13 protein-coding genes and 1 riboswitch are annotated in these 14,149 nt (G+C 41.9%); of the genes, 6 read left to right on the plus strand and 7 right to left on the minus strand.

Translation table 11 applies throughout. From position 1 onward, the window contains the following. The first annotated feature begins 252 nt into the window (after nt 1-252). The 3 genes from dxs (at nt 253) to M595_RS25750 (ending at nt 4,012) form a co-directional block, all read left to right on the plus strand. Entirely contained in the window at nt 253-2,160 is a 1,908-nt protein-coding gene (dxs, locus tag M595_RS25740) for a 1-deoxy-D-xylulose-5-phosphate synthase (RefSeq protein ID WP_023069520.1), read from the plus strand. Between the two features lie 138 nt (nt 2,161-2,298). After that, a complete protein-coding gene (locus tag M595_RS25745; RefSeq protein ID WP_023069510.1) occupies nt 2,299-3,042 on the plus strand; it encodes a Uma2 family endonuclease in 744 nt (247 codons plus the stop codon). 178 nt (nt 3,043-3,220) lie between these two features. After that, nucleotides 3,221-4,012 carry a ZIP family metal transporter gene (locus M595_RS25750; RefSeq protein WP_023069518.1) on the plus strand — a complete coding sequence of 264 codons (792 nt, stop codon included), beginning with the start codon at nt 3,221-3,223 and terminating at the stop codon, nt 4,010-4,012. Nucleotides 4,013-4,183: 171 nt separating this feature from the next. Here the strand turns inward: M595_RS25750 and M595_RS25755 are convergent, their stop codons facing one another. After that, nucleotides 4,184-4,453 (minus strand): hypothetical protein, encoded by a 270-nt coding sequence (locus M595_RS25755; RefSeq protein ID WP_039896876.1) that lies wholly within the window; start codon nt 4,451-4,453, stop codon nt 4,184-4,186. 395 nt (nt 4,454-4,848) lie between these two features. Then, a riboswitch (adenosylcobalamin-variant (AdoCbl-variant) riboswitch) is annotated at nt 4,849-4,948 on the plus strand. A 42-nt stretch (nt 4,949-4,990) separates the two neighbouring features. Here M595_RS25755 and M595_RS25760 point away from each other — a divergent pair. Next, nucleotides 4,991-5,980 (plus strand): sirohydrochlorin chelatase, encoded by a 990-nt coding sequence (locus M595_RS25760; protein WP_023069512.1) that lies wholly within the window; start codon nt 4,991-4,993, stop codon nt 5,978-5,980. Between the two features lie 64 nt (nt 5,981-6,044). Here the strand turns inward: M595_RS25760 and M595_RS25765 are convergent, their stop codons facing one another. Genes M595_RS25765 through trxA form a run of 4 tightly spaced genes read right to left on the minus strand, consistent with a single transcriptional unit; the run spans nt 6,045 to nt 9,169 of the window. Continuing rightward, a complete protein-coding gene (locus tag M595_RS25765) occupies nt 6,045-6,671 on the minus strand; it encodes a hypothetical protein (protein ID WP_023069522.1) in 627 nt (208 codons plus the stop codon). A gap of 36 nt (nt 6,672-6,707) precedes the next feature. Beyond that, nucleotides 6,708-7,703 (minus strand): endonuclease NucS domain-containing protein, encoded by a 996-nt coding sequence (locus M595_RS25770; protein WP_023069517.1) that lies wholly within the window; start codon nt 7,701-7,703, stop codon nt 6,708-6,710. 28 nt (nt 7,704-7,731) lie between these two features. Further along, on the minus strand, nt 7,732-8,841 hold the full coding sequence (locus M595_RS25775) for an endonuclease NucS domain-containing protein (protein ID WP_023069519.1): 1,110 nt from the start codon (nt 8,839-8,841) through the stop codon (nt 7,732-7,734). Nucleotides 8,842-8,851: 10 nt separating this feature from the next. Next, nucleotides 8,852-9,169 (minus strand): thioredoxin, encoded by a 318-nt coding sequence (trxA, locus tag M595_RS25780; protein WP_023069511.1) that lies wholly within the window; start codon nt 9,167-9,169, stop codon nt 8,852-8,854. Nucleotides 9,170-9,469: 300 nt separating this feature from the next. On the opposite strand from trxA, the gene fabG reads away from it, so the two are divergent. Both fabG and groL read left to right on the plus strand, forming a co-directional pair. Further along, nucleotides 9,470-10,237: a 3-oxoacyl-[acyl-carrier-protein] reductase gene (fabG, locus tag M595_RS25785; RefSeq protein ID WP_023069516.1), complete on the plus strand. Its 768-nt coding sequence runs from the start codon at nt 9,470-9,472 to the stop codon at nt 10,235-10,237. 184 nt (nt 10,238-10,421) lie between these two features. Continuing rightward, nucleotides 10,422-12,122: a chaperonin GroEL gene (groL, locus tag M595_RS25790; protein WP_023069515.1), complete on the plus strand. Its 1,701-nt coding sequence runs from the start codon at nt 10,422-10,424 to the stop codon at nt 12,120-12,122. Nucleotides 12,123-12,726: 604 nt separating this feature from the next. Here groL and M595_RS25795 read toward each other — a convergent pair. Both M595_RS25795 and M595_RS25800 read right to left on the minus strand, forming a co-directional pair. Continuing rightward, nucleotides 12,727-13,314 carry a GNAT family N-acetyltransferase gene (locus M595_RS25795; protein ID WP_023069514.1) on the minus strand — a complete coding sequence of 196 codons (588 nt, stop codon included), beginning with the start codon at nt 13,312-13,314 and terminating at the stop codon, nt 12,727-12,729. A gap of 421 nt (nt 13,315-13,735) precedes the next feature. Continuing rightward, nucleotides 13,736-14,149 (minus strand): ROK family protein (locus M595_RS25800; protein WP_040484690.1); only part of this gene is annotated, 414 nt, incomplete at its 5' end.

Consider the following 14,149-nt stretch of genomic DNA (forward strand, 5'->3'; position numbering starts at 1 on the left):
CTGATCGCAATTACCACAGCACTCGCTCACCCAAAATTCCCTCGCAAAAAGCCGGAATTTACCCTGTTTGACCCCCGAAAACCTGAGTTCTGAGACGGATCTGATCGATAACAAATTACAATCAACTTGATCGCAGATCCCTTTCCCCTGCTACCATGACATCTGTGCATTAACTTGGACGGTAAGTAAACCGATCCATATTTGCTTTTTACACGTTACCTTAAGTAATGGCTAGCGCGGGTATTTAGACGTATGCATTTGAGTGAAATTACTCATCCGAATCAGCTACATGGTTTATCGATTCACGAATTGCAAGAAATTGCCCGACAAATTCGTGAAAAACACTTAGAAACAGTCGCCGCAACAGGCGGACATTTAGGCCCAGGTTTAGGAGTCGTAGAACTCACTCTCGCCCTCTACCAAACTCTGGACTTAGATCGAGATAAAGTCGTCTGGGATGTAGGCCACCAAGCCTATCCCCACAAAATTATCACAGGTCGCTACAACAACTTCCACACGTTGCGACAAAAAAACGGCGTTGCAGGCTACCTCAAACGCTGTGAAAGCAAATTTGACCATTTTGGAGCCGGACACGCCTCCACCAGCATCTCAGCCGCTTTAGGAATGGCGTTAGCACGGGACGCGCGCGGTGAAGACTTCAAAGTTGCGGCGATTATCGGAGATGGGGCTTTAACCGGAGGCATGGCCCTCGAAGCGATCAATCACGCTGGACATATGCCTCACACCAAGTTTTTGGTGATCCTCAACGATAATGAGATGTCGATCTCGCCTAACGTTGGCGCCATTCCTCGTTATCTCAACAAAATGCGCCTCAGCCCGCCTGTTCAGTTCCTCAAAGACAACCTGCGAGAACAGTTTAAACAGATTCCCTTTGTTGGCGAAACCTTTACCCCAGAAATGGAACGTCTCAAAGAAGGAATGAAACGTTTAGCTGTTCCCAAAGTCGGGGCGGTGATCGAAGAACTCGGCTTTACCTACCTTGGCCCGGTTGATGGTCATAACTTAGAGGAATTGATCGAAACCTTTAAACAAGCCCACAGTATCATTGGCCCGGTGATGGTTCATGTTTCCACCACCAAAGGAAAAGGCTATGCGATCGCCGAAAAAGATCAAGTCGGCTATCACGCCCAGTCTCCCTTTAACCTCGCTTCTGGAAAAGCGGTTCCTTCTAGCAAACCTAAACCTCCGAGTTACTCCAAAGTGTTTGCCCATACCTTGGTTAAACTTGCAGAAAATAATCCTAAAATATTAGGAATTACCGCAGCAATGGCAACCGGAACGGGTTTGGATAAACTCCAAGCCAAACTCCCCAAACAATACATTGATGTTGGCATTGCAGAACAACACGCTGTTACCTTAGCAGCCGGTTTAGCCTGTGAAGGAATGCGTCCGGTTACAGTCATTTATTCGACCTTTTTACAACGGGCATACGATCAAATTATTCACGATGTTTGCATCCAAAAACTGCCTGTTTTCTTCTGTTTAGATCGGGCGGGAATTGTCGGTGCAGATGGCCCGACTCACCAAGGAATGTACGATATTGCCTATCTTCGTTGCTTACCTAATATGGTGATGATGGCACCAAAAGATGAGGCAGAATTGCAGCAAATGGTTGTCACCGGAATTAACCATACCGAAGGGCCGATCTCCATGCGTTATCCGCGCGGTTCGGGTTATGGTGTTCCGTTAATGGAAGAAGGTTGGGAACCGTTACCTATTGGTAAAGGAGAAATTCTTCGCAGTGGTGATGATTTGTTGCTGTTGGGATATGGTTCAATGGTTTATTCGGCAATGCAAGTTGCAGAAATCTTGAGCGAACATGGCATAGAATCAACGGTTATTAATGCCCGGTTTGTTAAACCTTTAGATACTGAGTTAATCCTACCTTTAGCCCAACGAATTGGCAAAGTCGCGACTTTAGAAGAAGGCTGTGTCATAGGGGGTTTTGGTTCGGCTGTAGCTGAGGCGTTAATGGATAATAATATTTTGGTTCCGTTGAAGCGGTTCGGAGTTCCTGATCAGTTAGTTGATCATGCGAAACCGGATGAGGCGAAAGCAGATTTAGGGTTAACCAGTTCTCAAATTTCTGAACAAATTCGAGAATTATTTTTCAGTAAACAACCTTCTCCCGTGAGTTAAGTTAGTCTATAGAAACCCGGTAATTTATTCACAACTGGGTTTCTTTGCTTCACAAGGGCGCTTTTCAAGAGCGCCCCTACAAATTATAAAGATACAATATAAAATTGAGGGTAGGTTATCGTTGATCGAGTTAATATTATGACCATTGCTGAAGACTTGCTCCGTCCCTCACCAGAGTTTGAAGAAATTGAGTATCCCCCTGGGAATTTAGAAAGTCAGGAGCTACCCTTGGAAAGCTATTTACATCTGCAACAATTATTGCTGTTGATGAAATGTTTGGATTGGCTGTGGAAAGACAAAAAAGACTATTTTGCAGCCGGAAATCTCACCATTTATTATAGCCCGAATCAGAAAAAATCTGAATATTTTAGAGGGCCTGATTTTTTTGTGGTACTCGATACCGAACGCAAACCCCGGAAAAGTTGGGTCGTTTGGGAAGAAGACGGTAAATATCCTCACGTTATTATTGAACTGTTATCGAATTCAACCGCCAAGGTTGATCGAACAGAGAAGAAAAAAATTTATCAAGAGATTTTCCGCACACCCGACTATTTTTGGTTTGATCCAAATACTTTAGAATTTAAAGGATTTGAGTTACTCCGAGGACAATATCAAGAGATTCAACCCAACGAACAGGGGTGGCTTTGGAGTGAACAATTACAACTCTTTCTCGGTGTTTATGAACAGAAATTGAGATTTTTTACTCCTGAAGCTGAATTAGTTCCTACCCCCGAAGAATCAGCCGAAACCGAAAAGCAACAACGGGAAGCAAGCGAACAGCAACTCGAAATAGAACGTCAACAAAATGTTGCCGAACAACAACGCAATCAAAGATTAGCCGCTAGATTACGAGAGTTGGGCGTTGATCCTGATACAGTGTGAATATAGTGTCAATTGAGTCTATCGTATTTTAATTTGAACTAAAAACTGTTTTTCGCCAATACTTTTAACCCAGATCCGTTATCATAGTTCGAGGTTAAGGGGAAATTCAGCAGAGAAGGTGATCAAGCCCCTAGAGTGCAAGAGTGTAGTTGATCCTGTCCTAAATTTTAATACTTCTATGCTTGATTTTATCAAAGATATTCCCACAGTTTATTTAGGATTAATCGGAAGTTTTATTGCGGGAATGGGAACGGGTGTGGGTGCAATTCCGGTGTTAATTGTAAGTCAGATTAGTCAACGAATTCAAGGGATAATGTTAGGGTTTGGGGCGGGTGTAATGTTAGCCGCAACCTCATTTTCCTTAATTGTTCCTAGTCTAGAATCCGCCACCCAACAAACCAATAGTAATACTTTGTCGGCTTTAATTGTCGTCGCCGGAATATTACTTGGGGGGGCATTTTTATTGTACAGTCATCAATATTTTCCTCACGAACATTTTATTAAAGGCCCCGAAGGAAATTATCAGAATTTAAAACGAATTTGGCTGTTTGTAATTGCGATCGCTATCCATAACTTTCCCGAAGGATTGGCGGTTGGGGGGGGGGTTGGAGGTGAATATATTGCCAATGGTACCGCCTTAGCGATTGGGATTGGTCTACAAAATATCCCCGAAGGATTTGTCGTAGCCATTGCTTTATTGACTGAAAAATACTCCCGTTTGACTGCATTTAGTATTGCTCTATTAACCGGATTAGTCGAACCTGTGGGCGGGTTAATTGGGGCGGGAGTGGTTTCAGTTGCTCAACCTCTTTTACCTTGGGCGATGGCTTTTGCGGCAGGTGCAATGCTGTTTGTGATTAGTGATGAAATTATCCCCGAATCTCACAGTCTCGGACAGGAAAAAGAAGCAACTCTCGGTGTTATGGTTGGTTTTGTAGTGATGATGTTTTTAGATGTAACTTTGGGGTAAAATATCAGAAAATTGATCATAAAGACAAACCCAAACAATTCACAGCGATCGCCATCCCCAAAACAAGAAAAGCAGAGAAAAGGTTCAATGTCTAGTCTGAACCCTATTTCCTACTCTGAGACTGAGCATAGATCGATCAAAAATTTAGAGACTCAATACAGGCTCAAACATTTAGTCTACCCGTTCCAATTGCCAAAGGATTTGATTTCCCTCACGGCGAACTCTGGAAACTTCCCAATTCCGCCAAGCCCAGTTATCACCGCGACTGGTGACAGCACTAGCATTGACATCCATCAGATCAGCCAATTCCGAACTACTGATCAAGTAACCCTTACTTGCAATTTCATCAGCAATATGCAAGGTTTCTATCAAATTACGAAGTTGGTTAACCCTAACCTCACGGGGTAACACTTCTTGTGCATCATTCGTTATGTCGTTCATAGCAAAATCAGAAACAGCAAGATTAGAGTTCACGTTATCACACAGGATTTTATCGTTATGTTAGCAATCCTGCCAGCTTTGTGGGAAAGATTGAGGAAAATTGATTTGAAACCGCTTGGAAACCCAACTAACAAAATGGACAACTAATCGCGATCACTTTCATCAACAGACAAGGGGACAAATTTTTAATTGCTAGAGCAACAGATCCGATTAAATTTGTCCATTGATTGAGTCACAGATTACTCCACCCAACGGGTACTCTGCGCGCGTGGGCTTCGCTCAACACCAGTTGCTCCAAATTGTCGCGCTGCTGTGACCGTTGGTCAATTATGTTGATTCGTGACATTTTTAGCAAAATGAACTGAACTTGCTATGCTATAAAGTGACTACTCGTTAAACTGTAACCTGTTGGGAAACTCCGGTGAAAGTCCGGGGCTGTGCGGCAACTGTAAGTCATTCACAAGCAAATTGACAAGCCAGAAGGCCAGCTGGTTACGCACCACTCTACATCCTGCCAAGCACAGGAAAGGGGCTTAAATGCTTATTCATCAAACCGAAAATTTCAACCTCAGCCTTCCGCCTCTACCGTTGCAACGTCCTTTGTTGCTGATCGGACATGGGACTCGCGATACAGAAGGCCGTCAAACGTTCCTTGATTTTGCTGAAGCCTATCAAGCTCTTGACCATTCTCGCCCCGTTGTTCCCTGTTTTCTAGAACTGACCGGCCCAACGATTCAAGAAGGCGTTGAACGCTGCATTAAACAAGGCTACACCGATCTCTCTGCATTACCGTTGCTATTGTTTGCAGCCCGCCACAACAAATTTGATATTACGAACGAACTTGATCGCGCCCGCGAAATCTATCCGCAACTGAAATTTCATTACGGGCGTCATTTCGGGATCAGTCCCCTGATTTTTGAGTTGTGGAAAACTCGTTTAGCAGAACTTGATCGCCCTGATATTCCTCGTTCTGAAACGGTTATACTCTTTGTCGGACGAGGTTCTTCCGATCCAGATGCCAATAGCGATGTCTACAAACTCGCTCGCATGGTCTGGGAAGGAAGCGGTTATCAGACAGTCGAAACCTGTTTTATTGGCATTACTCATCCCCGTCTAGAAGAAGGTTTCCGTCGCGCCCGTTTATATCAGCCCAAACGGATTATTGTCTTGCCTTATTTCTTGTTTACTGGCGTGTTAGTCAAGAAAATTTTTGACATCACCGCCCAACAGCAAGAACAATATCCTGAGATTAGCATGACCTGTTTGCCGGAAATGGGCATTCAACCCGAACTGTTGCAACTATTACGCGATCGCGAAATTGAAACCCAACTCGGTCAAGTTCAGATGAACTGTGAAGCCTGTAAGTTCCGGTTAGCAGCAGTTTCTGGCGACTCACACTCTCATGATCATCACGCTCACGCTCACGCTCACCATGATCATAGTCACGATCACGGTCATGCTCATGAGGCGGTTGACCCCTATGCTGATCCGCAGCAATACCATCAACGAATTTGGCAAGCCCCATAAACCCCTAAAACTCGTTCTCAGCAAAAATTCATCTCCCTAAGATTCAATAGATATTAGTTTGGATCTATCGCCCCCTCATGCTCCGCGAATTCAGCTTTAGAGGGGGCGCTTGTTTACTCCATTGAGAGCGAAGATAAAAATAAAAATAACCCCATCCATAGAACCCATTAACCCATAACATCAAACCTTTTCCAATCACTGAATCAAGTAACGGAAATACCCAAACCGTTGCAAACAAAACACCGACCATTTCTACAAATGCAACGACTCGACCATAATGGTTGATATCCCAGTAAGAAATGGGGCTGATAAACCGATAATTACTCACCGGAAAAAAATGTCGATGAGCATCATCATGGTGAACAGGTAAATCAAACAAAGAATGTAAAATTAAACTCAAGCATAGAATTTGTAGACTTTCCCAGTTATAAAAATAAGCAATTCCCCATCCAAACATCGCCAGAGGAATCGAATGAAAAGTTGCTACAATATTTTGCATATTGGGTTGATAATAAGCCTCTGACCAAATTTTTGATGCGGGAATTTTAGCAATAAACTTCGCCCAACCATAAAATAAAAAAATCGGAATATCCGGTAAAATTCCACCCATTACAATCATTAAATAAGCTTGAGAATTATGGGCTTGACTCAAAAGAGCCAGATTTAAAATTGCATGACTCGGTGTATTCATCCTTGATCGTAACTGTTCGGGATGCTATCGATCTTATCATTTATTGTGACATCTAGCTTTCCATTCTTCTAAAGCTAAATCAACTAAAATCTCTATTGAATTAGATTGAACTGATTTTTCAGTCATTTTTTCATACCATTTTAAGTAGTACATAATATCAAGATCATCACATTTTCCGCCCGATGAATAACGACTGGGAATTCTTACTTTTAATGCCGTTTTCCAATCTTCTGTCAGAATGCTTAGTTTTGCATTTTTTACGTTGTAATAGGGAAGATAAAGAAACAGCTCTAGATTTCTATCTTTATTGGATTGGTAAAATCCACCGCAGAGTAAATGGGTCGGTTTACAAAGTTGACCATCTTTTTTGATTTTACCATAAGTTAGGGTAACGCTTGTACTCTTTTCTCCCATGAAATCATCAAAATTTATAATTCTTTCTCGCAGTTTGAGAATAATGTTTTGAACTTCTGTAGTTTGAGACTCTAGCATCCGATCAAGTGCTTTCGGGATTTTAGGGAGTTTCCTTAAACTCACTTGCATTGGAGATTGAGAAACTTTATAGTTAGCTAAATCCATAATTTTTAGAGAAGTTATTAATTCTTGACTCGAATTTTTCAAATCAAAAGAGATATAATTAGTTATTTCGCGGATATCAAACCACAAAAAATCTATTTTTAGCTGGTTATATTTGCGATCAATTAAATTATGTCGATGAAAACTCGGAGCGAGCGCTAACAGTTGAATTGATTGTGTATAGTCGATATCAGCTTGAAAAGGTTTCTCCGACAAAATCCGCTCGTAGTAACGAGTTAATTGCTGCACAATATATCGATCTTCAGTATTTTTTAGCTCGATAATGACTAATGTTTTATTTTCTGTAATCGCTAAAATATCACAAAATTCTCCTCGAATTGAGAATTGTCGTTTCAAAGGTTGTAAATTGAACAAATTCTTTAAATTATCCCAGACAAATGTTTCTAAGTCGGCTTCACTGTTAAATTTCCAGATTCCCTCATTCTTCGTTAGCATTATTTTTCCACTCTCTCTGAATTACACCTTAATTTCTAGCTTTCCATTCATCTAACGCCAGATCAATCAATATTTGTAATGAATTGGACTCCGCTAATTTTCCGGTCATTTTACGATAAAGATTGAGATACTGTTCAAAAGGATAATACGTTCCGGCTTTCCAAGGTTCTTTATAGCGGGAGGGAAGCACTATCCCAGAGACGGTTTTCCAGTCATTTGTTCTAACTAAAACTTTGATAATTCTTTGATTTGTTTCATCGTGAGGAAAAGGAAGATAGAGAAACAGTTCGATTTTAACTATTTTTTTAGAATAGGAATACCGAGGCTTATCCAAAGGTTCGCCCCAAAGATCGGTGGTTTGTGTATGTACAACGATATCTGGATCGTCTAAATTTTGATCAACTGAAACCGAATATTGATCTCGATGAAACTCAACACAACGGGTATGATAAGCACGATAAAGCTGAGTTTTACCTTTTCTTTTACCATATCTAATCGTTGCTTCCGTGCTATTTTCCGCCATCCGTTCATCAAATCTGAGAATTTTTTCTCGAAGATCTAAAACAATATTTTGTTTTTCTACACTATCCTTTTCAATTATATTTAGCAGTGCTTTTGGCGGGCGGGGTAAAATTTTAGCATTCGGAGCATTTTCAGGATTAATAATATATTTTTCGGGACGGGGAATTATTACTTTTGAAATCGTCGCTCCCCGAAGGGCGTTAAAAGCAAAATAAATCCGGCTTTCTACTTGAGTAATCCGAAACCGTAAAAGCTCCAAATCAAGAGTATGATATTTGAGATCGATAAAACTATATTCGTGAAAACAGGGTGCGATCGCAATTAAACGGATGGGCCGAGTATAATCAATTTGAGAACTGAGCGGTCGTTCTTCTAAAAGATTGTCATAATATCGAGTAAGCTGCTGAACAATATAGCGATCTTCTACATTCTTTAGTTCTAGTATGACTAATCGCTTACAGGAATCTATTGCCAGAATATCGCAGACTTCTCCTTGCACTCTATATTGCTGCTTCAGAGGTTTTAATCCGAGTAAACTCGATAAGTTTTTCCAGACAAAACTCTCCAAAGCAGCCTCATTATTAAATTCCCATCCTTCTCTAGATTTGCGTAACATAGAAACAAATTTAGAGCGCACCGTACAGCCGTTGAATCAGTTCCGGCGCTCGGACAACTCCCTCGATCCGCTCAATCGGTTGACCCTTTTTAAACAAGACTAAAGTCGGTAAAGCTTCAATTCCGTATTGAGATGCAATCTGTGGATATTTATCCGTGTCAATTTTCACAATGTGGATTTGTTGACTCATTTGCTGATTCACTTCCTCTAAAATCGGAGCCATCATGTGACAAGGGCCACACCAAGTCGCATAGAAATCAACTAAAACCGGAAGATCCGAACCCTCTAGAAGTTCTTTGAAGCTGCTAAACGTCTTTTTGACTGACATGGAGAGAAACTCCCTCTAACTTGATGTTTGTATTATAATCTGACCTGATCAGAGTTAACAGTCTTTACGGGTTAGTTTTATCTTCAAACTTTGATTGTGAAAGTAGCCTTCATTAAGAATTAACAATTGATTGAATTAGCTCAAACTTGATTTAAAATCCTGTTTCACTCGATTAACTGTCAATTAAATCTAAATAGAAATTACAGTTTATGAAGAAAGTTTGATTTTATAGAAGTCCCAAAAGCTGTTAACCTCTAGGATGGAAAGTTTAAGCGTTGAAAAATTGCTGAGGAAATCTCAATGGACGTTTTACCCGAAACCCAACAACATCTCAAAGAACAAGTTGCAATTGTTACAGGCGCATCACGGGGAATTGGTCGGGCGATCGCGATCGCTTTAGCCAGCCAAGGGGCTAACATTGTTGTTAACTATGCCAGTTCTTCTCAGGCTGCTGACGAATTGGTTAACGAAATTACGCACTCGGGAGGACAAGCAGTCGCGATCGGTGCCGATGTTTCCCAAGCCGATCAAGTCGATAGCCTGATCAACACCGTGATGGAAAAATGGGGTCGAGTTGACATATTAGTAAACAACGCAGGTATTACCCGTGATACCCTACTTTTGCGGATGAAACCCGAAGAATGGCAAGCGGTGATCGACCTCAACCTGACAGGTGTCTTTCTCTGCACTCGTGCCGTCAGTAAAATTATGCTGAAAAAGCGATCCGGTCGAATTATTAATATTGCATCTGTCGCAGGTCAGATGGGAAATCCTGGACAAGCTAATTATAGTGCAGCCAAAGCCGGTGTGATTGGGTTTACCAAAACCGTTGCCAAAGAACTCGCCAGTCGGGGTATTACGGTCAACGCCGTCGCCCCCGGTTTTATTGAAACTGACATGACCAAAGATCTCAAAAATACCGAAGACATTCTAAAATTTATTCCCCTCGGTCGGTACGGTCAACCCCAAGAAGTTGCCGGAATGGTCAGATTTTTAGCCGCAGATCCGGCTGCTGCCTACATCACAGGTCAGGTGTTTAATGTTGATGGTGGCATGGTTATGGCCTAGAAAGGCAAGAGCTCATGTGGCAATATAGGTAGGAGGTCGAGACAATAGGCAACCAAGATGTTCTATCTCCCAACCTCCCCCTGCACCCCACCCCCCTACTCCCTCCTCTTGTACGGTTTCCACGAACTAGCACTCACCACCTAAGAGTGCTAAATTGACTAAGTGGAGAGCTAACGGTCGTTACATGGCAAAAATTGTTGCGTTTAATGAAGAGTCAAGACGGGCGCTCGAACAGGGTATCAACGCCATCACAGATGCAGTGCGTGTTACCCTCGGCCCGAAAGGTAGAAATGTATTATTAGAGAAGAAATTTGGTTCGCCCGATATTGTAAATGATGGGATTACTGTCATCAAAGAAGTTGAAATCTTCGATCCCCTGGAAAACACGGGCGCTAGACTCATTCAAGAAGTCGCCTCTCAAACCAACGATGTCGCCGGAGATGGAACCACCACGGCAGCGATTTTAACTCAAGCAATGATTGCGGAAGGCTTAAAAAACGTTGCAGCAGGGGCTAACCCTGTATCCCTACGTCGAGGGATTGAAAAAACCATCAACCGTTTAGTGGCCGAAATCGAAGCGGTGGCAAAACCCGTAGAAGGAGATGCAATCGCGCAAGTGGCGACAGTCTCAGCCGGAAACGATCCAGAAATTGGTCAGATGATAGCCCAAGCGATGGATAAAGTCACCAAAGACGGTGTAATCACGGTTGAAGAATCCAAATCTTTGACAACCGAACTCGATGTTGTTGAAGGGATGCAATTTGATCGCGGTTATCTATCGCCCTATTTTGTCACCGACAATGAACGGATGATCGCCGAGTATGAAAATGCTCGTATTCTGATTGTTGATAAGAAAATTAGTGCTATTCAGGATTTAGTCACAGTCCTCGAAAAAATAGCACGGGAAGGTCAGCCTCTGCTAATTATTGCAGAAGATGTCGAAGGAGAAGCTCTGGCGACTCTGGTTGTTAACAAGGCCAGAGGTGTTTTAAATGCAGTTGCAGTCAAAGCCCCAGGGTTTGGCGAACGCCGAAAAGCCATGCTGCAAGACATCGCCATTCTCACCAATGGTCAAGTGATCTCTGAAGAAGTCGGTTTAAGTTTGGATCTCGTTACCCTAGAAATGCTAGGAACAGCCGACAAAATTACCGTTGAAAAAGACAAGATCATCATTGTCGCCTCTGGTAATACAGCCGACGTTGAAGCCCGCATTGCTCAACTACGACGACAACGGGCTGAAACTGATTTAGAGTATGATCTCAATAAACTGCAAGAACGAATTGCTAAACTTTCAGGCGGTGTTGCAGTCATTAAAGTTGGGGCGGCGACAGAAACCGAATTAAAATCTCGTAAACTGCGAATTGAAGACGCTCTCAACGCCACGAAAGCCGCAGTTGAAGAAGGAATTGTTCCCGGTGGCGGTACAACTCTGATTCATTTAGCGAAAAAAGTTGACCAAATTCTCGATGAACTGGTCGGAGAAGAAAAGATTGGCGGTAAAATCGTTGCCAAAGCTTTAGAAGCTCCGCTCTGTCAAATTGCTAATAATGCCGGAGCAGAAGGAGCGGTAATCGTTGAAAAGGTTCGGGAAACCGATTTTCACATGGGTTACAATGCTCTGACGGGGGAATGTGAAGACTTGATCAAAGCAGGGATTATTGATCCGGCGAAAGTTGTTCGTTCAGCGCTGCAAAATGCAGGTTCAATTGCCGGAATGGTCTTAACCACTGAAGCTTTAGTTGTTGAGAAACCCGAGAAGAAACCCGCAGCCCCCGACATGGATGGCATGGGCGGCATGGGCGGCATGGGCGGCATGGGCGGCATGGGTATGGGCGGCATGGGTATGGGCGGCATGGGCGGCATGGGCGGCATGGGTATGATGTAAGTCGTTCAGCGCTTAATCACTCAATACGCGAGTTTTGTTACTCATTTAAAGCAACTCAATTTAATTGGGTTGTTTTTTTATTAAGAACGATAATTAAACCCCTCTCCAAACCTCTCCCCTACAAGGACATAGAACTATCACAGATACGGCGACTTTCTCGATTCAAATTAACATTAGGATTATTAAAATAGTCCTGTAACCAATCACAACCATGCTTCAATAAACCATCAATTTCTAATCCTTCCAAGTTCCATAAAATTATCGTTCAGATTTCCATAGTTTAACCGTGCCATCAATACTCTGTATACTCTATCATCGATAATATAGCAGTTCGCGCTGGTATGTTAACAAACCTTCGAGAACCCAGAAACCTAAAACCTTGATTTAAAGGGTTTTTCAATCCCCTATTCCCTGATCCCTAAGATTGCAAACTAAGTCTCGCCGGAAACCGCCGGGCCGCAAGGCAAGCGCTGTTCCCTGTTCCCGCCCGCGTTGCGCCATATTTATTTATGAGAATATATTTTTCTCTATATAAATCATTTTATACGATTAATAATTCTAGAGTAACAAGGGTTTTTCAGGGCTTTGTATTTCCCTCAAATATTTAGATTTCTTTCACCATTAACACACTTTCGTAATTTTTAAACTCGAGGAAGGATTCACGTTTCAGGGTTCCTACCCAGTAAAATCCTTGCTTTTCATGGAATAGAATTGAACGACTATTGGAGATGGGTTGAGAAACAATAAAGGTTGAAAAGAAAGCATTTGGAAAGGTTTTATAGAGAGACTTATACAAAAATTGAGCAACTCCTTTACTCATGTGTTCGGGATGAGTTGCAACGATGTTAATATAAAGATGTTGATCACTCAGAATCTTATTCTGGCAAGAATCATCTTTCCAAATTATTTGACTTAAAAACTCTGGGCTAATTTTGGGTTTGGATAAAGCTAAAAATCCGAGAACTTTATTGTTTTTTTCTAAGTCCTGATGAACCGCAACAAAATATTGAGTTTGATGATTGATTTTCTCTATAATTTCTTGTTCGGTGGTTGCCGCCAAAAGAAAACCATGAGAATTTAAGGCATTTAGTTCTCTAACATGAGAGTTATGAATGCCAATAATTTCTCCTATATCTTGAGGGTTTGCTTCTCTAAAGTTGAATTGAGAACTTAAGTTGTCTATTGGTTTCATTCATGCTAAACTCCCTCAATAGTAGTACACCCGTGATAGCATTAAGCCAGATTCAAGTGATCATAATTTAATTCATTTATTCTTTATCAGAGGATTTGCTGGTCTCAGAATGAGGCTTTTCTTCAGACTGAGGGCAAATATAGGGTTCTAGCTTCCTCACAGCTTCCGCTTTTTTCTTTTGTGACGAGGATGAACTTTTGATCGATAGGTGTGACAGCAGCATGGTTTCTCCTTTTTCTGGTTTGAACCTCAACTCGGCGTCGAGCTGTCTACTTCCATAATAAACGATTTATTCAAGTGGCTACAACCGTACAAATGCCGAATTCCTATTATTTTTCTAGATAAAATTATAATTTCTGGAATAATTTCATTAAATTTACAATTGCTTTAAATTATCACAATTAATCAAGTTTTGTATCGGTTAATTTTCTAAGGCTGTTTCTGCTAATGCAACGGCACCCCAAAGCGGGGCTTCATCTCCGAGTTGGGCGGGAACGATTTCAAAATCAACTTCAGGTAAGGCGGTTTGACGAGAAATTTGCCGAACTTGATGCCAAAATAAATCCCCCGCTTTTGTCACACCACCGCCCAAAATAAACCGTTGAGGATTGATTAAATTTGCCGTATTACCAATTCCCACCCCAATCGCCCATCCTGCTAATTTGATGGCGTTTTGACAGAGTTCATCACCCTCATTTGCCGCTTGACTAACGATTTGGGCCGTAATATTATCAAGTTGATGATTAACTAAATTGCGAATAATTTCCCCTTGTTGGGATTGTTCAGTTAAGCTTTGACGAACCTGTTGGGCAATATATGGCCCGGATGCCAATCT

The organism is Lyngbya aestuarii BL J (genome assembly GCF_000478195.2).
Taxonomy (GTDB): domain Bacteria; phylum Cyanobacteriota; class Cyanobacteriia; order Cyanobacteriales; family Microcoleaceae; genus Capilliphycus; species Capilliphycus aestuarii.